General features: G+C 68.3%; 20 protein-coding genes. 7 read left to right on the top strand and 13 right to left on the bottom strand.

The genetic code is table 11. The annotated features are described in order from the left end of the window. Nucleotides 1-14: 14 nt before the first annotated feature. Complete coding sequence (locus tag AC3WRN_RS02675; protein WP_492622035.1) at nucleotides 15-536, bottom strand: DUF6630 family protein; 522 nt, start codon at nucleotides 534-536, stop codon at nucleotides 15-17. Nucleotides 537-538: 2 nt separating this feature from the next. Further along, nucleotides 539-913 carry a YciI family protein gene (locus AC3WRN_RS02670; RefSeq protein WP_068097141.1) on the bottom strand — a complete coding sequence of 125 codons (375 nt, stop codon included), beginning with the start codon at nucleotides 911-913 and terminating at the stop codon, nucleotides 539-541. Nucleotides 914-980: 67 nt separating this feature from the next. Between AC3WRN_RS02670 and tsaA the strand changes: the two genes are divergently transcribed. Beyond that, nucleotides 981-1,547, top strand: a complete 567-nt coding sequence (gene tsaA / locus AC3WRN_RS02665; RefSeq protein WP_492621785.1) for a tRNA (N6-threonylcarbamoyladenosine(37)-N6)-methyltransferase TrmO — start codon at nucleotides 981-983, stop codon at nucleotides 1,545-1,547. Here the strand turns inward: tsaA and AC3WRN_RS02660 are convergent. Both AC3WRN_RS02660 and AC3WRN_RS02655 read right to left on the bottom strand, forming a co-directional pair. Beyond that, on the bottom strand, nucleotides 1,542-1,787 hold the full coding sequence (locus AC3WRN_RS02660; RefSeq protein WP_068097138.1) for a hypothetical protein: 246 nt from the start codon (nucleotides 1,785-1,787) through the stop codon (nucleotides 1,542-1,544). The genes tsaA and AC3WRN_RS02660 overlap by 6 nt on opposite strands. A gap of 270 nt (nucleotides 1,788-2,057) precedes the next feature. Next, on the bottom strand, nucleotides 2,058-3,722 hold the full coding sequence (locus AC3WRN_RS02655) for a L,D-transpeptidase family protein (protein WP_492621784.1): 1,665 nt from the start codon (nucleotides 3,720-3,722) through the stop codon (nucleotides 2,058-2,060). 154 nt (nucleotides 3,723-3,876) lie between these two features. Here AC3WRN_RS02655 and AC3WRN_RS02650 point away from each other — a divergent pair, with 154 nt between their 5' ends. Next, nucleotides 3,877-4,578: a murein L,D-transpeptidase catalytic domain family protein gene (locus AC3WRN_RS02650; RefSeq protein WP_492621783.1), complete on the top strand. Its 702-nt coding sequence runs from the start codon at nucleotides 3,877-3,879 to the stop codon at nucleotides 4,576-4,578. Between the two features lie 7 nt (nucleotides 4,579-4,585). Here AC3WRN_RS02650 and AC3WRN_RS02645 read toward each other — a convergent pair whose 3' ends face one another. Further along, the gene (locus AC3WRN_RS02645; RefSeq protein ID WP_492621782.1) at nucleotides 4,586-6,289 is read right to left on the bottom strand and encodes a trehalase family glycosidase; all 1,704 of its coding nucleotides are present in this window, start codon (nucleotides 6,287-6,289) and stop codon (nucleotides 4,586-4,588) included. Between the two features lie 263 nt (nucleotides 6,290-6,552). On the opposite strand from AC3WRN_RS02645, the gene AC3WRN_RS02640 reads away from it, so the two are divergent. Beyond that, nucleotides 6,553-7,560, top strand: a complete 1,008-nt coding sequence (locus tag AC3WRN_RS02640; RefSeq protein ID WP_492621781.1) for a transporter — start codon at nucleotides 6,553-6,555, stop codon at nucleotides 7,558-7,560. A gap of 18 nt (nucleotides 7,561-7,578) precedes the next feature. Here the strand turns inward: AC3WRN_RS02640 and AC3WRN_RS02635 are convergent, their stop codons facing one another. The 8 genes from AC3WRN_RS02635 to AC3WRN_RS02600 form a co-directional block, all read right to left on the bottom strand. Continuing rightward, entirely contained in the window at nucleotides 7,579-8,709 is a 1,131-nt protein-coding gene (locus tag AC3WRN_RS02635; RefSeq protein ID WP_492621780.1) for an acyltransferase family protein, read from the bottom strand. 229 nt (nucleotides 8,710-8,938) lie between these two features. Beyond that, the gene (locus tag AC3WRN_RS02630) at nucleotides 8,939-11,131 is read right to left on the bottom strand and encodes a M3 family metallopeptidase (RefSeq protein WP_492621779.1); all 2,193 of its coding nucleotides are present in this window, start codon (nucleotides 11,129-11,131) and stop codon (nucleotides 8,939-8,941) included. 117 nt (nucleotides 11,132-11,248) lie between these two features. Next, a complete protein-coding gene (locus tag AC3WRN_RS02625) occupies nucleotides 11,249-11,743 on the bottom strand; it encodes a DUF2127 domain-containing protein (protein ID WP_492621778.1) in 495 nt (164 codons plus the stop codon). A gap of 79 nt (nucleotides 11,744-11,822) precedes the next feature. After that, the gene (locus AC3WRN_RS02620; protein WP_492622034.1) at nucleotides 11,823-12,524 is read right to left on the bottom strand and encodes an alpha/beta fold hydrolase; all 702 of its coding nucleotides are present in this window, start codon (nucleotides 12,522-12,524) and stop codon (nucleotides 11,823-11,825) included. 101 nt (nucleotides 12,525-12,625) lie between these two features. Then, nucleotides 12,626-12,847: a TonB-dependent receptor gene (locus AC3WRN_RS02615; protein WP_492621777.1), complete on the bottom strand. Its 222-nt coding sequence runs from the start codon at nucleotides 12,845-12,847 to the stop codon at nucleotides 12,626-12,628. Between the two features lie 93 nt (nucleotides 12,848-12,940). Then, entirely contained in the window at nucleotides 12,941-13,456 is a 516-nt protein-coding gene (locus AC3WRN_RS02610) for a GNAT family N-acetyltransferase (RefSeq protein ID WP_492621776.1), read from the bottom strand. 207 nt (nucleotides 13,457-13,663) lie between these two features. After that, nucleotides 13,664-15,055, bottom strand: a complete 1,392-nt coding sequence (locus AC3WRN_RS02605; protein WP_492621775.1) for a sensor histidine kinase — start codon at nucleotides 15,053-15,055, stop codon at nucleotides 13,664-13,666. Beyond that, on the bottom strand, nucleotides 15,052-15,711 hold the full coding sequence (locus AC3WRN_RS02600) for a response regulator transcription factor (RefSeq protein WP_068097107.1): 660 nt from the start codon (nucleotides 15,709-15,711) through the stop codon (nucleotides 15,052-15,054). The genes AC3WRN_RS02605 and AC3WRN_RS02600 overlap by 4 nt, the downstream gene beginning before the upstream one ends. Before the next feature lie 405 nt (nucleotides 15,712-16,116). Between AC3WRN_RS02600 and AC3WRN_RS02595 the strand changes: the two genes are divergently transcribed. From AC3WRN_RS02595 to AC3WRN_RS02580, 4 genes are all read left to right on the top strand, one after another. After that, on the top strand, nucleotides 16,117-17,946 hold the full coding sequence (locus AC3WRN_RS02595; protein ID WP_492621774.1) for a YncE family protein: 1,830 nt from the start codon (nucleotides 16,117-16,119) through the stop codon (nucleotides 17,944-17,946). Between the two features lie 63 nt (nucleotides 17,947-18,009). Then, nucleotides 18,010-19,059, top strand: coding sequence for a YncE family protein (locus AC3WRN_RS02590; protein WP_492621773.1), 1,050 nt, complete (start codon nucleotides 18,010-18,012; stop codon nucleotides 19,057-19,059). Nucleotides 19,060-19,155: 96 nt separating this feature from the next. Beyond that, nucleotides 19,156-22,077 (top strand): TonB-dependent receptor domain-containing protein, encoded by a 2,922-nt coding sequence (locus tag AC3WRN_RS02585; protein WP_492621772.1) that lies wholly within the window; start codon nucleotides 19,156-19,158, stop codon nucleotides 22,075-22,077. Nucleotides 22,078-22,208: 131 nt separating this feature from the next. Beyond that, entirely contained in the window at nucleotides 22,209-23,609 is a 1,401-nt protein-coding gene (locus AC3WRN_RS02580) for an MFS transporter (RefSeq protein WP_492621771.1), read from the top strand. Nucleotides 23,610-23,657: the final 48 nt, after the last annotated feature.

The following is a 23,657-nucleotide window of genomic DNA, read 5'->3' as shown; positions in this document are numbered from 1 at the left end:
CGTGGGTTCCGCCGTCAGCCGGCGTCGCTGCCGAGGCGCAGGTTGATGTGCAGCGCCGTGGCCAGTTCGCGCATCGGCTCGCTGTCGCGGGCGAGCGTCATCCAGCCCGCCTGCCGGTCGCCGTCGGCTTCCCACAGCCACAGGGTGTAGCCGGATTCGGCCAGGCGGTCGTAGGCGATCGAGAGCAGCCCGGACGCGTCCATGTCGTCGAAGAAGTCGTCGTCGTCCGGATCGCCGCCCCAGTCGATCGACAGGTTCCAGCGCGCGACCAGTTCGTCCAGCGCCTGCACCAGCGTGCACAGATCGCCCGCGTCGACCATGAAGCCGGAGCGCCAGTCGATCACCCGCCCGACCAGCTCGACCGGCTCGGCCTCGTCGCCGTCCGCCACCGCCTCGCGGTAGTCGGCGAACTGCTGCAGCGCGCCCTCCTCGTCGCCGGGGTTGATCAGCAGCAGCAACTGCCAGACCTTCGCCTCGACCGAGTCGTCCTCGTCGTCGAAGTCCGGGCTGTCTTCGAAATCGCCGTCGTCGCGCATGCTCACGCGCCCACCCGCCGCCTGACGGCATCCATGTCGCGCACCGGGCGGACTTCGATCGCGCCGGTGCGCGCCCACGGGAATTCCGCGGCGATGCGCAGCGCCTCGTCCATGTCGGCGGCCTCGATCAGGTTGAACCCGCCCAGGTACTCCTTGGTTTCGGCGAACGGACCGTCGACGACGCTGCTGCGCTGGCCGCGCACGCGCAGGGTGCGCGCCGTGGCCGGGTGTTCCAGCTGCTGCGAGCCGAGCAGGCAGCCGTCGGCCTGCAAGGCGTCGGCGTGGTGGAGGCAGCCGCGCATCATGCGGTCGAACTCGCCGTCCGGCAGCGCGTCCAGCAAGGCGTCGTCGCAGTAGATCATCACGAGAAATTTCATGTCGTCCTCGGCGGGGAACGGTTCGCGGAACCGTGGAGAGGCGGTGCGAGGGTGGATAATGCCGCACATGACCGCCATGCACGATACCTCCGGCACCTTCTGCTGCCATCCGATCGCCTTCGTGCGCTCGCCGTATGCGGCGCGCATCGACGCGCCGCACCAGCCCACCGTGGTGGCCGGCACCGAGACCGGGGCGGCGGCCGAAGCGGTGGTCGAGTTCGTGGCGGGCTTCCCCGCGGCGGCGTTCCGCGACCTCGCCGGCTTCGAGCGGATCTGGCTGCTGTTCGCCTTCCACCGCAGCGAGGGCTGGAAGGCCGAGGTGCGCCCGCCGCGCGGCGGCGGCAAGCGCAGCGTGCTGGCGACGCGCTCGCCGCACCGGCCGAACGCGCTCGGGCTGTCGGCGGTGGAACTGGTGGCGGTGGAGGAAGGCGCGCTGCGGGTGCGCGGGGTGGACCTGCTCGATGGCACGCCGATCCTCGACATCAAGCCGTACGTGCCCTACGCGGACGCGTTCCCGCAGGCGCGTGCGGGCTGGATCGACGCGATCGACGCGGCGCAGGGCCGCCGCTCCGCGCCGGGGCCGCGCAAGCCGCGTGCGCGGCCGCGCGGCGCGGACGACGTCAGCGCGTCATGAGCAGCTGCCGCAGCACGTGCTGCCGCCGCTGACGTGGATCTGCCGCGGCTCGGACAGGCGCTCGGCCGCGTAGCCGGCGGCCTGCAGCGCGGCGATGATCTGGCCGGAAGTCAGCGGCGCGTCCACGTCGATCTGCCCGGCGGCGGGATCGCAGGCGACCTTCGCGTTGGGTTCGAGCGCGAGCACGGCGGCGACCACGGCGCCGGCGTGGCCGGCAAGCTCCTTCACCTGGAACAGCATCGGGGTTTCTCCTCAAGCAGGGTTGCGGACGACGGGTCGGAACGGGCGCGGGCGCCCGCCGGCGGCGATGGTGACGGCCGCGCCGCCCGGTCGCCCTGATCCCGGTCAGGGCGACCGGGATCAAGCCCGTCCCGATCCGTGAGACGCGCCCCCGCCAGACTGCGCGGGCCGCTGCGGATCGCTCCGTCGCCGGCACCCGATGCATTGGCAGTGGATCGGTTCAAGCCTTGGCCGCGCCCGGCTCTTCCCGCCGGCGCGGCCTTTTTTGCTTCAGGGCTGCGGCGCGGCCGCCGACTGCCACGGCGACACGCGCGGGCGTTGCAGTGCGGCGAGCAGCGGCGGATCGCGCTGGTACACGTCGGGGCGGAAGCCGACCCGGCCATCCTCGCGCAGGTCCACCGTCCAGTACGCCAGCAGCAGCGTCACCGGTTCGCGCAGCATCACGGTCTGCGTCTTCAGCGTGTCGATCGCGCGGTCGATCCCCGCGCGGTTCCAGCGCACCGGATCGTCCAGCAGCAGCTCGGCCAGTTCGCGCGGGCGCTCCACCCGGATGCAGCCGGAGCTGTTCGCGCGCTGCTCGTTGGCGAACAGCTCCTGGTGCGGGGTGTCGTGCAGGTAGACCGCGTAGTCGTTCGGGAAGCGGATCACCAGCCGGCCCAGCGAATTGCCCGGGCCGGCATCCTGGCGCAGCACGATGCCGCGCGGGTTGGCCCAGTTCACGCTGGCCGGCGACAGCTCGCGGCCCTGGCTGTCCAGCACGCGGATGCGGTTGGCGTCGAGGTAGCCGCGGTTCTTGCGCAGCTTCGGCAGGATGTCGTTCTTCAGGATGGTCGGCGGCACCGTCCAGGTCGGGTTGAGCGTGAGGTAGGTGATCTTCGACTTGAACACCGGCGTGCTGCGGTACGGCTTGCCCACCTGCACGCGCGAACGCCACACCGGCTTGCCGTCCTTGTAGTAGGCGACCTGGTAGCCGGCGATGTCGACCACCACGAAATCGCCCTGCAGCTGGTACAGCAGCCAGCGCGCGCGCTCCAGGTTCACGCGCAGTTGGTCGATCCGCGCCGCGACCGGCACGTTCAGCGCGGCCAGGGTGGCCTTGCCCAGGTGGCCGTCCGCGGCCAGGTACTGTTCGCGCTGGAACTGCTTCAGCGCGGCCTCGAGCGCCGGGTCGTACAGGTCGTCCGCGCCCTCGCCCACCAGATAGCCGCCCCGCTGCAGCCGCTGGCGCAGCGCCGGCACGCGCGCATCGTGGCTGCCCGGCTTCAGCGTGGGGCCGTCCGCGATCGTGGGCCAGCCGCCCTGCGCCGCCACCTCGCGCAGCTTCGCCAGCGCCGTGCGCAGCTGGCCGTACAGCGGATGCTGCGGCCGCGCGCGCGCGAACAGGTCGCCGATCGTGCCCTGGGCCAGCGCATCGCGCACGGCCTTCAGGCCCTGCGCCTGGTCGAGCTGGCGCGGGTCGTAGTTCCAGTGCGTGTCGAGCGTGGCGGGGTCGACCTTGCCGCGATACAGGTGCAGCAGCGCGGCCAGGCATGCATCGGTGGCCAGCACGTCGAACTGCGCGCGCTGCGCCGGCGCGGCCTGCGGATCGGCCAGCACGGCGCGCCGGCGCTGCAGCTCGGTCAATCCGTAGTCTTCCGGATCGAGACCGTCGCCGGCCACGTCGCGCAGCGCGGAAAGCAGCTGGTCGAGGTCGCCCGGGCGCGTCCACGCCGGCGCGAACCGGTTCTGCTCGTAGAAAGCGGCCACCACGTGGCCGGGCGTCGTGGCGGCATCCCCGTCGGCATGCGCGACGCGCCACTGCTCGACCCGTTCGCGGATCTGCTCGGCCACCGGACTCAACGGCTGCTCGACCGCGGACTGCGCATGCAGCGCGCCCGCCAGCACCAGCATCAACAGGGCGAGGGCCTGCAGGAAACGGCAACGGATGGGCGGCACGACACGATCCTGTTCGAGTATGGCCTGCTGTGATAACACAGCATCCCGCCGGCGCAAACGACCGGCGCATGCGGCCGCGGCCGACGGGTTCTTAACGAGGCGCTGCTAGCATGGACGGCATTGTGTCCGATGACGCCCACGCCCAGCCGTTCCGATGAGCCGACTCCTGCGCCCCGTCGCCACCCTGACCCTGCTTCTCGCTGCCTGCTTCGCCGCGGCCCACGCCGCCACGCCGTCGCTGCAGGACGCACTCAGCAAGCTCGCCCCGAACGCAAACCCAAAGGTGATCGGCCTCGCGCTCGCCGCCACCGAATGCGCCGCCGCACAAGGCCAGCCGCCGTCCGACCGGCTGGCGGTGATCGACTACTCGAAACCTTCCACCGAGCCGCGGCTGTGGGTGTTCGACCTGGCCCGGCGCAAGCTGCTGTACCACGAGCTGGTGGCGCACGGCCGCAACACCGGCGAGAACCTGGCGACGAGGTTCTCGAACATGCCGGAGAGCCTGCAGTCCAGCCTGGGCCTGTTCCGCACGCTGGGCACCTACGCCGGCCACAACGGCTACTCGCTGCGCATGGAAGGCCTCGAACCGGGCACCAACGACCATGCACTGGAGCGCGCGCTGGTGATCCACGGCGCGTCCTACGTCAACCCCGCGCTCGCCCGCCAGCAGGGCCGCATCGGGCGCAGCTACGGCTGCCCGGCCGTGCGCACCGCGATCGCGCGGCCGCTGATCGACGCCCTCAAGGGCGGCCAGTACGTGTTCTCCTACTATCCCGATGCGCGCTGGCTGGGCGCTTCGCCGTACCTCAAGTGCAGCAGCGGACGCGCCATGACCGCGAGCCTCGCCGCACCCTGAGTCCGCGTCAGCGGCGTGACCCGCCGTCGAGCGCGCTGTCGCTGCGCTCGCCGGCGCCCCTTACCGGCCCTCCGGTGCGCTCCTGCAACAGCGCCTGCATCTTCAGGTACACGCCGTTGCTCCAGCCGAAACCGATCACGTTGGCGGTGTAGCCGGCGCTGATCTTCACGTCGGCGTTGCCGCTGGCCATGTTGTATTTCTCGCGGATGGTGCCGTCGGCGGCGAGGCTGCGGTCGATGGTCACGGTGAATTCGCGCGCGATGCGGCGGGCGTCGTCGCCGAAGCCGTAGGCGTCCAGCCCGGCCGCCGCCAGCCAGTTGGTCGGCGCCCAGCCGAACGGCGCATCCCACTGCGCGCCGCTGGCGTGGTCGCTGGTCTGCAGGCCGCCCTTGCGCTCGAAAACACCGAGCCTGCCGCGCAGCGCCGCGGCCTGCTGCGGCGAGGCCGCGCCGGCCCACAGCGGGTAGTAGGTGGCGACGAAGCGGTAACCGGACGGCTTGCCGCGCACGAAGTCGTAGTCCATGTACATGCCCTGGTCGGCGCGCCACAGGTACTTGTCGATCGCCGCGCGCCGCGCTGCGGCGACATCGGCCCAGTGCGCGGCATCCGCCGTGCGCCCCAGCTGCACGGCGAAGTCGTGCAGGTCGCGCTCGTAGCGGTACAGCAGGCTGTTCAGATCCACCGGCGCGTAGTGGTGGGTGGAGCCGCCGAACGGGCCCATGCGGAAGGTGGTGTCGAAACCCGACTCGCGCATCGCGCGGTCGCCCAGGTAGTAGTCGGCGCTCAGGCGATAGCCTTTCGACCAAGCGCCGGCGCAGACTTTCGAGGCCTCGACGTCGCAGCTGGTGGCCTTGAGTCGCACGACTTCCGCCGCGTCGGGATGTTCGGAGGCCTTGACCAGGTAGCCGGGATCCTCCGACGGGTGCGCGATCAGCCAGTCGATCACGCCGCGCAGGTAACTGCTGTCACGCATCTCCAGCACCGGCGCGGCGCCGCCGTAGTCGTAGTAGCGGGCCAGCCCGGTGTCGCCGGCCAGGTGTTCCCTGCGCGTCCACGTGGCGTGGTCGCGCACCGCCAGCGGGTACGCCTGCTGCAGCCACGCACGCGCGGCGGCCTGGTCCTTGAAGCTGGCCGGGTCGTCCAGCAGCGCGCGCATCATCGCGCCGAGGAACGGCGGCTGCGCACGGGTGAGGTAGTAGCTGCGGTTCGCGTTGAGCACCGCGCCGTAGTACTGCACCTCGAACAGCGCGTTGTCGACCATGTCGCGCGCCAGCGCCGTGCGGTGGTCGGCCAGCAGGCCGAGCACGATGAAGTAGCTGTCCCAGCCGTACATCTCGTTGAAGAAGCCGCCCGGCACCACGTACGGATGCGGCAGGTAGAGCAGGCCCTGCCGTGGCAGCGTGGCCGGGGCGATGTCGCCCAGCTCGCCGATCGCCCGCGGCAGCACCTGCACCTCGACGCGGCAATGCGCCTGCATCGCGGCCAGTGCCGGCGGCGCGGGCAGGTTTGCCGGCAGGTACAGCAGCGGCCGCGTGCCCACCTTGCTGTCGCCCAGCGCCGAGCAGTCGTCCATCGAGCGGGTCAGCGTGGTCCACGCGTGGTCGATGTAGGCGCGGGTCTTCTGCGCATCGGGCCGGGCCGCCGCCGCCGTGGCGACGAACAGGACCGACCATCCGCACAGGGCAAGGGGCAGCAGGGATTTCATCGTCATGGGCCGATCCTGTGGGTGCATGCACCACAGCGTGTCGCCACGGCCCCGCCAATGCAACCGGCACGCCCCGGCGGCCGATGTATCCTGCGCCGTCGACCGCGCGCCGTCGCGGCCGGCCCGCCGCGCATGGCATGGCAAAAAACGGGGTGTCGCACCCCGTTCATCGAAAGCATGCTGTGCGTCCTCCCGGCAGGGACGGCGGTGCACCGCATGCGGCGGCGACGGTCCGGGCAATCGAAGATCAGTGGCAGGGAGAACGACGCATGCGTGTGGGGAAAGGCAGGGCGGGACCGATCATCAAGAACCGGCCCGGCGGCCGCCGGATCCTGCTGCTGTGCGGCGTGCTGGGCATCGCGTTGCCGTTGCAGGCGGCGTACCCGCAGAGCGCGCCGGCACCACGCCAGTCGCTGGACGATGCATGGTGGACCGGGCCGATGCTGGCCAACTCGGCGGCGACGCTGCCGCGCGGCCACGTCCTGGTCGAGCCCTACCTGTACGACGTGCACTCGGCGCATGCGGACGGCTACGGCTCGCTCACCTACATGCTGTACGGACTCACCGACCGGCTCACCGTGGGGCTGGTGCCGGTGCTGGGCTACAACCGGGTGGATGGCGGCCCCGGCAGTTCCGGCGTGGGCTTCGGCGACGTCAGCGTGCAGGCGCAGTACCGGCTGACCCAGTTCCACGAGGGCAGCTGGCTTCCCGCGATCTCGCTGCAGCTGCAGGAAACGCTGCCCACCGGCAAGTACGACCGGCTGGGCAACCGCCCCGCCGACGGCCTCGGCGGCGGCGCCCGCACCACCACGCTGCAGCTCAACACGCAAACGTACTTCTGGCTGGGCAACGGCCGCATCCTGCGCATGCGCTTCAACGTGGCGCAGTCGTTTTCCGGTACGGCGGAGGTCGAGGACGTCAGCGTCTACGGCACGCCCGACGGCTTCCGCGGCAGCGCCCGGCCCGGCCGTTCCTTCTTCGTCAACGCGGCGTGGGAATACAGCCTGAGCCAGCGCTGGGTGCTCGCGCTCGACCTCACCTACCGCCACGACAGCGCCACTCGCGTGCGCGGCGGCGTCGCGCTTCCCGGCAGCGCGCAGACAACCTCACCCCTGCGCAGCGATTCCGGCACCAGCACGGCGTTCGGTTTCGCGCCGGCGGTCGAGTACAACTGGAACGCCCGCGTGGGCATGCTGGTGGGCGTGCGCGTGATCACCGGCGGCCACGGCACCGCCACCACGGTCACCCCGGCAGTGGCGCTCAACTACGTGCACTGAGGCCGCTGGCCTGTCGAGTCAGTAGCCGGCGCCGCAGGCCGGGCTGCGGTTCTCGGCGAGCGGATTCGCGCCGGCCTTGCCGCGTTCGCGCAGTCGCAGGAACGGGCGCTCGACCAGGTAATGCAGCGCCGCGCCCAGCAGCAGTACGGCCAGCGCATAGGTGGCGAAAGCGAGCGCGCGCTGTCCCTGCAACGCGGCGCCGAACGTCACCTGCACCAGATGGAAGGCGATCTTGTGGCTGAGGTAGAGGCTGTAGGAAACCGCGGCCAGCCAGCCCGCGCCCGGCACGCGCCAGCGGCCGATCAGGCTGTGCCGGTCTGCGCCAGCAAATACCAGCAGGCCGAAGCCGAACGACAGCAGCGGCCAGCCCAGCGCATTGGCGAGCAGTCCGGTGCGCTCGCGGAACAGCCAGAACGCGAGGCACGACATCGCCAGGCCGCCCAGCAGCACGGCGTTCGAGCGCGCCTGCCACCGCGTCCAGGCCTGTGGCCGGAAGACCCGCAACGCCGCCAGCAGCACGCCCGCCAGCAAGCCGTCCAGGCGCATCCAGGTCGGGTAGTAGATGTCCTCGATGAACCAGTTGCGCGGCGGATCGATCGCCGCGTCGTGCAGCCATACCGCGCTGCGCAGGACGATGCCGAGCACCACCACGCCCACGCACACGCCCAGGCACTTCCACGTCGACGGCCACCGCGTCAGCCACCACGCCAGCAGCGGAAAGACCAGGTAAAAGTGCTCCTCCACGCACAGCGACCACGCGTGCGAGAACGCCTGGTTGTGCGTGTAGTCGATCAGCAGGTTCAGCGTAAACGTGGCGAACTGCCACCACGGCTGCAACCCCGGCGCTTCACGCAGCGCGGGGAAAAACACGTACAGCGCCAGCACCACCGCAAACGCCGGCAGGATGCGCCAGGCCCGCCGCGCGTAGAACCCGCGAAACGACAGCCGCTCGCCGCGCTGCAACGGCCGCAGCACCTGGCTGCCGATCAGCAAGCCGCTGAGCACGAAGAAGATGTCCACCCCGGCCCACCCGTAGCGCGACAGCCAGGCGAAGTCGGGGCCGAGCCCGCCGACGATGTACGAGTGGAACAACATCACCCAGACGATGGCGATGGCGCGCAGCAGGTCGAGGCCCGGGAGACGATGCATGGACGTCCTTGTCGCGGCAAATGTAGGCGATGGAGCGGGTTCCTGCACCGGATTCTTCTTGAATGGCTGGGGCAGTTCAATGAATCACTTGGGGCAATCCGATGGCAGCCACCTGCACCGCTCTTCGATCGCCGGCGGATTCCCGGAAGGCGATCCTGGTGTGACCGGATGCAAAAAAAAACCGCCCGGATCGCTCCGGGCGGCTTCGTTTCCAACGGACGGTTCCGGATCAGTCGGCCGCGGCATCCAGCCCGCGACGCTTCAGCAGCGGCTCGATTTGCGGCTCGTGCCCGGCGAAATCGCGGAACAGCTGCAGCGCGTCCTTGCTGCCGCCCTGCGAGAGCAGGGTGGCGCGGAAGCGGTCGCCGTTGGCGCGGGTGAGGCCGCCGTTCGCCTTGATCCACTCGACCGTGTTCGCGTCCAGCACCTCCGACCAGATGTAGGCGTAGTAGCCGGCCGCGTAGCCGCCCATGATGTGGCTGAAGTACGGCGTGCGGTAGCGCGGCGGCACCGGCGCGTAGTCGGTGCCGTTCGCCTTCAGCGCGGCGGCCTCGAACGCCATCACGCCGGCGGCGTCGGGGATCTTGTCCGCGCCGATCCGGTGCCAGCTCTGGTCGAGCATCGCCGAGCCGAGGTACTCGGTGGTGGTGAAGCCCTGGTTGAACTTCGAGGCGGCCAGCACCTTGTCCAGCAGCGCCTTCGGCATCGGCGCCCCGGTCTGGTGGTGCTTCGCGTAGTTCGCCAGCACGCTGGGCCAGTCGGCCCACATCTCGTTCACCTGCGAGGGGAACTCGACGAAGTCGCGCGGCACGCTGGTGCCGCTGAAGTACGGGTACTTCACGTTCGAGAACATGCCGTGCAGCGCATGGCCGAATTCGTGGAACATCGTGTTCACCTCGGTCCAGGTCAGCAGGGTCGGGCCGCTGGCCGGCTTGGTGATGTTGAGGTGGTTGGCCACCACCGGCAGGTTGCCGGTCAGCGCGGACTGCTGCACGTAGGAGTTCATCCACGCGCCGCCGCGCTTGGACGGCCGCGCGTACATGTCGGCGAGGAAGATCGCCAGCTGGCTGCCATCCGCGTTGTACACGTCGTACACCAGCACGTCGGGGTTGTAGACCGGCAGGTCGGTGCGCTGCCTGAAGCTGAGCCCGTAGAGCTGGCCGGCGGCGTAGAACACGCCGTTCTCCAGCACGTTCTTCATCTCCAGGTAGGGCTTGAGCTGGCTCTCGTCGAAGTCGTACTTCTCGGCGCGCACCTTCTCGGTGTAGTACGCCCAGTCCCACGGCTGCAGCGCGAACGCGGGCCCGCCCTTCGCCGCCTGCTCCTTGTCGATCAGGGCCTGGATCGCCGCGCCCTCGCGCTTCGCGTTGGCCACCGCCGGCGGCGCCAGCCGGGTCAGCATGGCGTTGACCGCTTCGGGCGTCTTCGCGGTCTCGTCGGCCAGCACATAGGCGGCGTAGGTGGGATAGCCGAGCATCGTCGCCTTCTCGGCGCGCAGCTTCAGTACCTGCGACACGATCGCGGTGTTGTCGTACGCGTTGCCGCGGCTGCCGCGCGCAACCGACGCCTCATGCAGGCGCTGGCGCAGGGCACGGTTCTGCAATTGGGCTTCCGCTGGTTGCCCGGTGGTGTTGAGCAGGGCGATCACGTACTTGCCGTCCAGTCCCTTCGCCCTCGCGGCGGCCGCGGCGGCGCCGATCTGCTCGTCGGTGAGGCCGGCCAGCTCTTCCTTCGTGTCGACCACCAGGGCGGAGTCGTTCACCTCGGCCAGCACATTCTGGCTGAACCGGGTGCCCAGCTTCGCCAGCTCGCCGTTGATCTCCTTCAGGTGCGCCTTGTCGGCGTCGGACAACCTGGCGCCGGCGCGCACGAAGTCGGTGTGGTAGCGCTCGACCAGGCGCACGCCCTCGGCGTCCAGGCCCAGGCTGTCGCGCGTGTCGTACAGCTGCTGGATGCGCGCGAACAGCTTCGGGTTCAACGAGATCGCGTCGCGGTGCGCCGCCAGCTTCGGCGCGTATTCGGCCTGGATCGCCTTGCGCGCGTCGTTGATGTCCACGCCGACCAGGCTGAAGAACGCGGTCGAGGTGCGGCTGAGGATCTGCCCGGATTTCTCCAGCGCCACGATGGTGTTGTCGAACGTGGGCGCCTCGGCGGCGGCGGCGACCGCCTGGACTTCCTTGAGGTGTTCGGCCATGCCGCGGTCGAAGCCGGGCGCGAAGTCGCTGTCCCTGATCTTGTCGAACTGCGGGTAGTGCAGCGGCAGCGGGCTTTCGCTGAAGAACGGATTGCCGGCGACGGCCACCGCCGCGCTGGCTCGCGCCTGCGGCGCGGCGGCGTTCTTCTTGTCGGAGCCGGCGTCGGAGCAGGCGGCCACGGAGCCGGACAGCGCGATGGCCAGGGTCAGGGCGAGAGGATGCTTCATGGGTGCGTATCTCGTCGGGTAAAGCCCCGATCCTAACCAATTCGCGAAGGCATCGCCCATGACTAAAGCCATGCAGCCGCGACGCGTGCTCCGCCCGCACCGCTGCGGCAGCTCCGCTCAGCCGCCGGCGTGATGCCGCAGCTTGCGGTACTCCACCACGGTGAGCGCGATGATCAGCAGGTCGAACAGGGTCAAGGCCACGAACGCGAACGAGGGGCCGGCCACGGCCATGTGGTAGACCTGGTAGGCGGCAAACGCGGCGGTCAGCCAGATCAGGCCCGGGTAGGCCCACAGCCTGCCGCGCAGGATCTCCACGATCACCACCAGTTTCGCCACGCCGTGGGACAGCAGGTAGATCGCCGCGAACAGCACCGAGCCCTGGTCGAACTGCGCGGCCCAATGCAGGATGTGCGTCGCGATGATGTCGTCGGGATCCTGGCGCAATTCCGGCGCGATCAGCGCGCCGATCCAGGCCTGCAACCGCAGCGGCCCGAGCAGCAGCAGCCAGAGTCCGCCGACGACCTCGCCGATGCCGTCGAGGCCCTTCAGCCCGAGCCCGACGGCGAAGGCCTTGTCGGATACCGTTCGAACGCGCAAACCGATCATCGACATGCTCTCCCGCGGCGGACCCGGAAACCCGTGGCCCCCGGTCCGGAACACGCGCCGTGGTCCGGCGCCGGTGACAGCCGGCCTACGCCGACAGCCATGCCCGCATCGCCCCGGTGACCGCCGCGGGCTGCTCCATCGGACTCAAGTGGCCGCTGTCCTCGACCACCACCAACTTTGCCTGCGGCATCAGCGCCGCCATCGCCTCGTGCAGCGGCAGCGGCGTGAGCGCGTCCAGCCGGCCGCACAGCACCAGCACCGGGCAGGCCAGTCCGCGCAACACCGCGGCGCCATCCTCGCGCAGCATCGCGTTCTGCCGGATGAACACCTCGCGGCCCTGGCGCAAGGTCATCGCGTTGATCCGCTGCGCCAGCGCCGCATCGTGCAGCCGCGCCGGCGCCACGAAGCTCGGCAGCAGCTGCTCGGTCATGCCGCGGAACTTCCCGGGCAGGCTGACCGTGCGGTTGGCCGCCCGGCGCTGCGCGATGCGCTCGGGCGTATCGGCGTGGAACGAGGTATCGAGCAGCGCCAGCCGTTCGATGCGCGGCGACGCCTGCCGGGCGATTTCCTGGGCGACGTAGCCGCCGAACGAGAAGCCGGCCAGCGCAAAGCGCGGCGGCGCCGTCGCCAGCACCTGCTGCGCCAGCGCGGCGATGCTGTCGGCATGGCCCAGGTCGGCCACCCGGCAGTCGGCGACGTCGGCCAGGCCCGCCAGCTGGTCGCGCCACAGGTCTTCGTCGCACAGGAATCCGGGGAGCAGCAGCAACGGCTGCCGATGGTCAGTCACGGTCATGCCCGGCAGTCGAAAGAGCGGACATTATCGACTACAGCACGTGCCGTTCGACACACCCGGCGCGGGAGACGCGGCGTGGCCGGGGCAAGCGCCGGTCAGGTCGCGTTGGTCCAGGTCGACTCGACATCGGCCTTCACCAGGTCGTCGAGCGCCGCCGGCGCGACATCCTGCATGCCATAGAGGCAGCCATGCCGCATGCCGGCGTAATCGCCGTCGCGGCGGAACGTCGCCGTCCAGATGACGCGGCCGGCACTCGCCTGCTCGTAATCGCCTGCGTAGTCGAACCCGTTTTTCGTCTTGCCGGAGACCGTGGTCATGGCGGGAAGCTCCTGGCGTGATCGCCCGTCCAGCATAACTCCTTGCCGCCGCGGCAAGGTGGCAGATTTCCCGGCGGCGATCGGGGACAGCCGTCAGCCGTGGCCGGCCAGCGGCGTGTCACCCGCGCCGACTTCGAGCGCCTGCAGCGAAACGGTCTTGCGGCCGCCATGCAGTTGCTGCCGGCCGACTTCGCGGAAACCCAGCCCGGCATGGAAGCGCTCGGACGCCGGGTTGGGCGGCTCGAGATCGAACTCGCAGGTGACCAGCGGCACCGCGTCGCGCACCGCCAGCGCGTAGAGCTCGCGGTACAGCCGGCGACCGGCGCCGCGCGCCTGCGCGTCGCCGGCCACCACGATGCGGTCCACATACAGGAAATGCGGATAGCGCTGCGCGAACCAGCGGTAGTTGGGGCTGTCGTAGTCCGCCCCTTCGCGGAACGCGAGCAGGAACGCCTCGACCCGCCCCTCCCGCTCGATCACCCGATGCAGCGCCGACTGCGCATGCAGCCGCGCCAGCCGCGCGCCGTCGAGCGGACTGAGCACGGCCACGAACGCCTCGTTGAGGGCGAGGATGGCGGAAAAATCGGCGGGGGTGGCGTCGCGGAGCATCGGGCGGCCTTTGCGGAATCGGGCGAAAGCGAAGCATGTCGGGGGCCACAGAAAGTGCACCGGGACCCTTCGATTCATCGCCGGGACACACGGTGAGCCGACATGTCGCGCGCCACCTTCGCACTGGGGCGATCCCGCGCAACGTTCGCGGAAGTCCGGCTGCGACCGGCAAAACTTCCCGCTGCACCGACACCGTCCCCGACGCAATCAAAAGGCCGCGTGCACCTTGTCGACCGCGTCGTGGTGGATTGCGGGAATCTCGAATACCACCCGCAAACCGGCACCCCCGGTGCCGCATTCGGCGTGGATGCGTCCGTTGTGAAGCTGGATGATGCTGCGGCAGATGGCGAGGCCCAGGCCACTGCCCTTGTCTTCGGTGTTCACCTGGTTGAAGCGGACGAAGCGCTCAAAAGCGCGTTCGTACTGGTCGTCCGTGAGTCCGGGGCCCTCGTCTTCGATGCTTACCCTCCAGATATGGCCTTCCAGCTCCGAGCGCAGCGTGATCAGGCCTCCGGGAGGCGACATCCTGAGCGCATTGGTGAGGACGTTCAGGACGACCTGGCGCAGCCAGCGCTCCTCGAAAGCAACCAGCCCCTCGCCGTGGTGGGTACAGCTGAAACGGCAGCCCCGGTGCTCGGTGAGAGCCTGGACGTCCTGCTCGAAACTCCGCAGGAACCGGTGGGGATCCTGCACCACGAGATCCATGCGGATTCCCTGCGCCTCGGCGCGGGAGAGGAACAGCAGCTCATCGACCATCTGGTTGACGCGGGCCAGTTCCTCCAGCTGGACGAGGACCGCTTCCTCGTGCGAATGGCCCAGATTGCCCTCGACCAGCAGCTTCTCGGCATGCAGCCTCACCAGGGAGAGCGGCGTCTTCAGCTCGTGCGATACCTCGGCCGCGAACTGGCGCACCTGGTTGAACGACGATTCCAGGCGGTCGAACATCTGGTTGAGCAGGGTGGCCAGGCCCGAGATCTCGTCCTCGACGCCGGTAACGGCAATCCGCTCGGTCAGGTTGTCCGAGCGGATGCGGTTTGCCGTTTCGCCGATCAGGCGAACCGGGCGCAGCATCACGCGGGAAAGCCCCAGCCCGATCGCGATGCTGGCCAGCAGCATGCCGATGAGCAGGGCGAGGCACACTTCGGTGTAGGCGACCATGGTCCGCCGGACCTGACCCATGGGCGTGCCGATACTGACGTCGAACGGCGGTAGCACGAACTCGGCTATCCGCAACTCGCCGACGCCCGGCATGATGCCCTTGAAGACATGTCTTTTAGGCACGTCGGGCAGCGGATTGCCGGCCAGGTTCTTCGAGCGGAACAGGTTCCCGCGACTGGGCGAATCGATGCTTATGTAGAACAATACCGACGCATATTCCGTGGTCTGGCGTATGCGTTCCTCGATGACTTCCCGGTTCAGCGACGGATAGTCCGAGCCGAGGCGCGCCTTGATCTGCTGGAACTCGGTGGCGTTCAGCAGATCCAGGTCGCGGATGACGTAGTTCTGCAGGAGCTGGTACCCGGCGATGAACAGGCTGGCGACCGTCAGCGTGGCGCTCAACGCATACCAGAACGTGATGCGCGCACCGATCGATTTCATACCAGCTGATAGCCGATCCCGCGCAGGGTCTTGAACAGCGGTTCGGCCGGATTGGACTCCAGCTTCATGCGCAGCCGGCTCATGTAGACGTCCAGCAAGTTGTTGTCCGTCAGGCCGGGCCAGATCCTTTCGGAGATGTACGAGCGGGTAAGGGTGCGCCCCACGTTTTGCATGAAGATCTCGAGCAACGCGAATTCCCGGCTGGTGAGGTCGACGTTTTGCTCCTTCAGCTTGACCGTGTGGCCCAGCAGATCCATTCGCACGCAGCGGTGGGTGATCACCGTCTGCTTGACCGCCGACTGGCGGCGCAACAGTGAGCGGACGTGGGCGCGCAGCTCCTCGAAGCTGAAGGGTTTCGGGAGATAATCATCGGCGCCGAGGTCGAGTCCCTTGATGCGGTCCTCCACGCTGTCGCGCGCACTGAGGATCAGCACCGGTTCGTTGAAACCCGCCCGGCGCCATTCGGAAAGCAGATGCAGTCCGTCACCGTCCGGCAGGCTCAGGTCGAGAATGATGACGTCGTAGCTGGTTTCCGCGAGCGCGTCGCGCGCCTCCCGACACGTCACCACCCAGGTGACGGTGTAGGCACATTCGCTCAGCCCCTGCTTGAGAAACGTCCCCAGGCGTTGCTGGTCTTCGACGATGAGTATTTTCATGCTGCCCCAGCCGATTGACACTGGTGCAGCGAGTCTAGGATAGCGGCGCGCGAAACCGATGATGCGTCGCACAACCCTGTGCGCACCGAACCGCCGCACGCGAGGCGATGGCCCGGGCGGTGGAGCACCGTACCTGCGCAGCCATCGACCGGCGGCTTCGCAGACCCGCCACGGCATGGTGTTGCGCGGCTGCCCGCGGCGCACATCCGCCCCTGAATATCTTTTAAGAATGGCTACAGGTATCCGCAAGGTGATGCATCTAGGGTGCAGCCGTGCCTCGGATCTTCGAGGCGCGTTTCAGGCAACAAGCCCGTTGTTTCAAGGACACCTGACGCCGTTCGCCAATCGCCAATCGCCAATCGCCGCTGCAATCATCCAGCCATCCAGCCGTCGAGGAAAGTTTCCATGGTTCGTTCCGCACTGTTTCTGGCTACTGCCCTGCTGGCCCCATCGCTGTTTGCCCAGGTTCCCTCAAAAATCTATGCCCAGGAGCTGGTGGACGGCACGCTCGCGGCGCACCCCGACATCGCCATCCTGGCGATGCACGTGACGCCGCCGAAGCAGGCGGACAACGTCATCATCGCCTCCAACATCGGCCGCATCGGCAAGAAGGCGGATGACGACGACATGAATGTCGTCAACAACGGCAAGACGAACCTGGAGGTCAACAAGGCGGGCGACCACTTCGAGGTCGAGCTGCCGCTGCTGGACGTCACCGGCGACCGCATCGGCGCGCTCAGCGTCGTGTATCCGTACAAGGCCGGCGACGACAAGGCGGCACTGGAGAAGCGGGCCGAGGCGGTGCGCGACCAGCTGAGCCGGAAAATTTCCAACGTCGGCAATCTGACCCAGCCCTACCAGTTCAATCCGGCCGTTCCCACCCGTACCTATGCGCAGCAGCTGGTCGAGCAGACCATGGCCGCGCATCCCAGGCTGCTTATCCTGATGCTGCACGCCGTGCCGCCGGGCACGTCGACCAACGTGGTAGTGGGATCGAGCATCGGCCGTTTCGGCAAGGCGGCCGACGAAGACGACATGCGCGCGATCAACACCGGCATCCCCAACCTCGAGGTCAACGGCAACCGCTTCGAGGTGGAGACGCGCCTGCTCGACGCCAAGGGCCGGACGCTCGGCGCGGCGGGCATCGTGCTTCCGTACAAGCCGGGCGACGACAAGGCGGCGCTGCAGCGCGAAGGGTTTGCGATCCGCGACGAGCTGCGCGCGAAGATTCCCTCGCTGGCGAAGCTGATGGAACCCATGCCGGCGGCGGCCGTGGCCGACCCGACGGCTACCCTGGCCGGGCGCAGCACCAGCTGGAAGCCCGGGTACGCCGGCGATTTCGATCACTTCGGTATTGACGTCAAGGGCAACCGCCTGTTTCTGGCGGCCGAGGATCACGGCACGCTCGAGCTGTTCAACCTGAAGACCGGCCAGCATGAGCGCACGCTCACCGGTTTCCAGACGCCGCACGCGATCATCTACCTGCCCGAGCACAACCGCCTGATCGTCACCGACAGCGGCAAGGGCATGACCAAGGTGCTCGACGCCACCACCTACAAGATCGTCGGCCACCTCGCGCTGGAACCCGGCGCCGACTCGGCCGAATACGACACCTCGACCGGCCACCTGTACATCGTCACCGGCGGCAAGGATGTGGACATGAAGGACTGCTTCCTCAACGAAGTGGATCCGCTCACCGGAAAACTGTACGCCAAGCTGCGGTTCGACTCGGACCATACCGAGGCGGTCAAGGACGAGCAGCATGGCAACCGGTTGTTCGTGAACGTGGCCGACCACAATGAAGTGGACGTCGTCGACAAGAAGACGTTCAAGGTGATCGCGCGCTGGCCGCTCAGCGGCGCCCAGACCAATCTGACCATGGCGCTGGACGAGGCCGGCCACCGCCTGTTCGTCGGCACCCGCAGCCCCAGCAAACTGCTCGTGCTCAACACCGACACCGGTGCCACCGTGGCCAGCCTGGATGCACCGGCGACGTCGGACGGGCTGTTCTACGACAGCGCCAGGAAGCGCGTGTATGTGCCCGGCGGCGACGGCTACCTCGGCGTGTTCCAGCAGGTCACCCCCGACCTCTACGCCGCGCGGCCGCGCATCCCCAGCGCGACCGGCGCCAAGTCAGGCATCGTGGTGCCGCCGCTGGACCGCCTCTACCTGGCCGCCTCGCCCGGCGAGCACGGCAAGGGCGGCGAAGTGCTGTGGTACTCGCTGGGCCGATAGGAGTCAGTGATGCATCCGGACCATCAACAGGAAAAGACGCGGCCACGCATCCCGTTGGCTGCCATGTCGATCGCACTGCTCGGCCTCGCCCTGCTGCCGTCGCCGGGTCATGCCGCGACGCGCTTCTACCGTCTCGGTTCGGCGGTGGCCCTGCCGGGCAAGGCGCCCGGGTGGGATTACCTGACCTACGATGCCGCCCGCTCGCACCTGTTCATCGGCCGTCGGCATAGTGGCGCCACCGTGTTCGACGTGGCGGCACAAAAGGTCGTTGCGACGATCGCCGATTCCGAAGGCGCGAACAAGGCGATCCTCGTGCCCCAACTCGATCGCGGCTACACCGTCAACGGAGACGGCACCACCACCGAGTTCGAGCTGGCGTCGCTGAAGACGGTCCGGCGCATCCGCTTCGGCGACGACGCCGATGCGGGCAGCTACGAACCGGTGACCGGGCAGGTTCTCTTCACCATGGGCGACAGCGGGAAGGTCGCCTTCCTGGATGCCCGCAGCGGCCAGCCCGTCGCCACGCTGCCGCTGCCCAGCCACAAGATCGAGGCGTCGGCCCCGGACGGCCAAGGCCACATCTTCGTGGCCGAGCGCGACCGCGATGCGGTGGTGCGCATCGACGCCCGCACGCATGCGGTCACGGCAACCTGGTCGACCGCGCCCTGCAGCCAGCCCACCGGGCTGGACTACGACGCCAAGAGCCGGCGCGTCTTCGTCGGTTGCCGCGGCGAGCAGCCGCTGCTGGCCGTACTCGACGCCGACACCGGCGCCGTGGTGGCGAGCCTGCCGATCGGCCGCGGCAACGATGGCGTGGCGTTCAACCCCGCCACCGGCCGCATCTACGCGTCCAACGGCGTGGACGCCAACCTGCTGGTGATCGACCAGTTGGGCGCCGACAGCTACCGGCTCGAACAGGCCATCACCACCCGGCCGATGGCGCGAACGCTGGCGCTCGACCCGCAGCGCGATCGCGTGTACCTGGTCGCCGCCGAAGGGGGCGTCGACCCGGCCATGAAAGTGGACACCGCGGTGGCGCCGTTTTACCCGAACTTCTATTTCGACCATAGCTTCACCGTACTGACCTACCAAAGAACTGAAGCAACAAACTGAATACAGTCGCTGCGCACCGCCCCGGGATGTCGATGCATGGGGAAGGGCCCGTCGCGCAGATTGCCCGGAACCTGACGTGATACCTGGGGAGATACCATGCAGAACCATCCACGCAATGCGCTGTTCGGCGCGCTGTTCCTGAGCGTCGGCCTGGCCGGCCACGCCACGGCGGCGGCCGCCACCGGCGCTGACACCGGCAATCCCGGCCAGGCCAAGAAAGTGACCACCCTGGATGTGGTCACGGTGACCGGGTCGAATATTCCCACCACGCCGGATCAGGCGGTGGTACCGGTAACGTCCATCGACAGCGACGCGATCAAGGCCAGCGGCGTCAATACCAACGTGCTCGACCTGCTGCGCAAGGTGGTGCCGTCGTTCGCCGGCCGCGGCAATGCGGGCAACAGCAACGCCAACAACACCAACCAGAACACCGCCGGCGGCTCGCAGATCCAGCTGCGCAACCTGGACACGCTGGTGCTGGTCAACGGCCGCCGCGTGGCGACCAGCGGCATCAACGGCATCGGCGGCAAGAGCTTCGTCGACGCCAACGAGATACCGGTGGCGGCGATCGACCACATCGAGGTGCTCACCGACGGTGCCTCGGCCATCTACGGCTCGGACGCCATCGGTGGCGTCGTCAACATCATCCTGAAATCGGACTACCAGGGCGTGCAGGTGGGCGCGCGCTACGGCTCGGCCAAGGGACATTACGGCGAGCGTTCCGCCTATGTGGTGGCCGGCACGTCCGGGCACGGCATCAGCGTCACGGCCACGGCGAGCACCTCGAAGAGCGATCCGCTGCGCCAGAACGCGCGCAGTTTCAGCAGCCCGTTCACCGGGCACCTGTCCAACGTGCCCGGCGCGGTCGGCGCCAACGGCCTGTTCCCCGGCGCCCTCCTGGCACCCGGGGTGGATTCGCCCGGCATGCGCAATCCGACCGGTACGCAGGCAACGGCGACCTCGGTCAACGACCTCATCAACAACGGTACCTACGTGGCGACCACGCCGGCCGGGGTGGCGTCCGGCTACGACCTGTCGCGGTTCCAGACCCTGCTGCTGAGGCAGAAGCAGGATGCATTCACCGTCAACGCGACCGCCGACCTGATCGACGACGACCGGCTCAGCGCGTTCGGCGACGCCATCTACTCGCATACCCGCAGCTTCACCCAGTTCCTGCCGATCTCCTCCACCGTGACGGTACCGGCGGGCGCGCCGCACAACCCGCTGGCCGGCCCGTTCAAGCAGGTCATCTTCGCCTATCAGCCGCGGCCCAAGCAGTACTTCAACGACTCCGTGGCCAAGCGGGTGACCGGCGGACTGCGTGGCGACATCGGCGGCGGCTGGAGCTGGGAGGTATCGGGCGTGCACAGCGAGGACAAGCTCGAGCAGCAACAGCGCAACGTGATCTATGCACCCAATCTTTCGCGCGCGATCGCCGGCGGCTACGACGCGCAGGGCAATCCCCTCGCCGGCGGCAGCTACAGCCGCGTGGCGAGCGGGTTTTCCGGCGCCGGCCCGTTCGTGATCCAGCCGGCGCTGGATCCCTTCGCGCGGGCGGGCGGCATCACGCCGGCGATGCTCGGCAACCTCTACGGCACCGAGGTGATCGACGCGAAGAGCACGCTGAACTCGGTCGACGCCAAACTGGTCGGCAAGCTGTTCGAGTTGCCCGCCGGCGCGATCGGATTTGCCGCAGGCGCGGGCACGCGCAGGGAAGCGCTCTCCGCACACACCGATCCCAACGGCACCAATACCGGTCCGACCAACCACAACTGGATCGGCGGCATCGGCGCCGATCCGTTCTCGAAGAGCCGCACCATCGACAGTGCCTATGCCGAATTCCGCGTGCCGATCACCAGCGCGTCGTGGACCCTGCCGGGTGCGCACGCGTTCGATCTGGTGGGCGCGGTGCGCGCCGAGAGATACAGCGACGCCGGCCACTCGCTGGTGCCCAAGATCGGCTTCCGCTGGGAGCCGTTCGACGCCCAGTTCACCGTGCGCGGATCGTTTTCACGTTCGTTCACTGCGCCGACGCTGTATGCGATGTTCGGCCCCACCGATACGCGGCAGATCGGCAGCGGCGTGATCCGGTCGGTGTTCGGCCTGCCGGGACTGCAGTTCAACGGCGAGGACGGCAACAACCCCAACCTGAAGCCGAGCAAGGCGGTTACCCGCTCACTGGGCGTCACCTTCAACCCGGCCGCGCTCAAGGGCCTCACCGTCACGCTGGACTATTCGTCGGTGGACCAGCGCGGCTACCCCGGCGGCATCGGCTTCACCAATATCCTGCAGAGTGTGGACCAGCTCGGTGCGGCATCGCCGTTCTCGGGCAACCTCGCGCTGGGCAATTTCCCCGGGCTGCCCGGCGCCACCGCGTTCACCGCGCCGGGCCAGGTCGGCAGCTACCTGCGCTCGGGCGGCGATCCGAACAACCTCTACGCGATCGACCGCTTCACCAACCTGGGCGGCCTGCGCGTGCGCTCGGCCAACCTCACCGCGCAGTACTACTTCACCACCGCCAACCTGGGCACGTTCACGCTGGCCACCAACGGCGCGATGTTCTTCAAGTACCAGTTCCAGGCCCTGCCGGGGCAGGCGTTCTACAACTACGCCGGCTTCGCCACCAACGGCGGCACCGGCGTGCAGGGAACGATCCCGAAGTACAGCTTCTACACCACCCTCGACTGGCAGTACGGCAACTGGGACGTGAACCTCGGCAATACCTACATGTCCGCAGTCACCGATATCGGCCCGGGCGGACTGGTCTATGCCACCAGCAAGACCTTGAAGCCGCTGGGCGTGAGCAGCTACACCACGTGGGACCTCCGCGTGGGTTACGCCAGGGATCTGGAAACGCCCGGCCTGGTCAAGGGCTGGTCGGTCGGCGCGGGCATCAACAACCTGTTCGACCGCATGCCGCCACGCGCGCCGCAGGCGTTCACCGACAACAACGCCGATGTGTCCACCTATTCGCCGATCGGGCGACTGGTCTATGCCATGGCGTCGATCAAGTTCTGATGCGATCCATCGCCCGCTCCGGTGATTCTCGCCATGGCCAGCCGGTCCTGCGCGATCCTCGCCGGTGCGGCACGTCCACAGCGTCGCCCGGCCCCGCCGGGGACGATCCACACTACCGACAGGCAACCCCCGTGTCCGAAATCGAATCAGCCAGAATCGCCGCCCGCCTCGACCGACTGCCACCGTCGCGTACGGTCTGGACCATCGTCATACTGATTTCGCTGGGCGGCGTCTTCGAGTTCTACGACCTGTTTTTCACCGGCTACGTGGCGCCGGGAATGATCAAGTCGGGCCTGTTCACTCCGCAATCGCTGGGGTTCTTCGCCGCGCTCGACAGCATCAAGGTCGCGGGATTCGGCACGTTCGTCTTCAGCACGTTCGCCGGCCTGTGGTTCGGCGTGGTGCTGCTGGGCCACCTGCCGGACCGCTTCGGCCGGCGGCCGGTGTTCACCTGGTCGCTGATCTGGTACGTCGCCTGCACCGCCATCATGGCGTTCCAGCAAACCGGCGAGATGCTGAACATCTGGCGCTTCATCGCCGGCATCGGCTTCGCCGTGCAGCTGATCACCATCGACACCTACATCTCCGAGCTGATTCCGGGCCCCGAGCGTGGCCGGGCTTTTTCCATCAACCAGTTCATCACCTTCTGCGTGGTTCCCATCGTCGCCCTGCTGGCGTGGCTGCTGGTGCCGCTCAGCCCGCTCGCTCTCGACGGCTGGCGCTGGGTCGTGCTGATCGGCTCGATCGGCGCGGGAGTCGTGTGGCTGCTTGTCCGAAAGATACCGGAGAGTCCGCGCTGGCTTGCCCTGAAAGGGCGTGTCGACGAAGCGGAAGCGGTAGTCGCGATGATCGAAAGGAAGGTCCGCGCGGAAACCGGCCAGGACCTGCCGGCACCCCGACAGGAGTCGACCGAAGAGAAAGGCCGCGGAAGATTCCTGGAGATATTCTCGGCGACCTATCGAAAGCGCACGCTGATGCTTTCGGTATTCAACATGGCACAGGTGATCGGTTTCTACGGTTTCGCGGCATGGGTGCCGACCTTGCTGATCGCCCGCGGAATCACCCTGACGCACAGCCTCGAATACTCCTTCATCATCGCGATCGCCAATCCCTTCGGGCCGCTGCTTGGCACGCTGTTCGCCGACCGCATCGAGCGCAAGCTGCAGATCATCCTCGGGCTGGTGGTCATGGGACTGGCGATGCTGGCTTTCTCGCAGGTCAGCGATCCGCCCGCCCTGATCGCCCTCGGCGTACTGTTCACCCTTGCCGCCAACGTGATGTCGTACGCGTACCACAGCTATCAGGCGGAGCTCTATCCCACCCGCATCCGGGCCCGCGCCATCGGCTTCGTGTACTCGTGGAGCCGGATCGCCGCCGCCTTTGCGGGCCTCGCCATCGGTTATTTCCTGAATGAGGGCGGCGTACTCGCGGTAGCCGTGTTCATTGCCATCGCCATGGTCACCGGCATCGCCGTCATCGGCCTGTTCGGGCCGACGACGAAGGGCATGGCCCTGGAAAGGATCAACCACTGATTCGATCAGGCATGGCCTGGTGGTCTTCGGCCATGCCGCCGCCGACTC

The sequence above is a fragment of the Rhodanobacter sp. FW101-FHT13A11 genome, assembly GCF_058790335.1.
The sequence above is the reverse complement of the archived record's forward strand: the minus strand, read 5'-3'. Positions and strand labels throughout refer to the sequence as shown.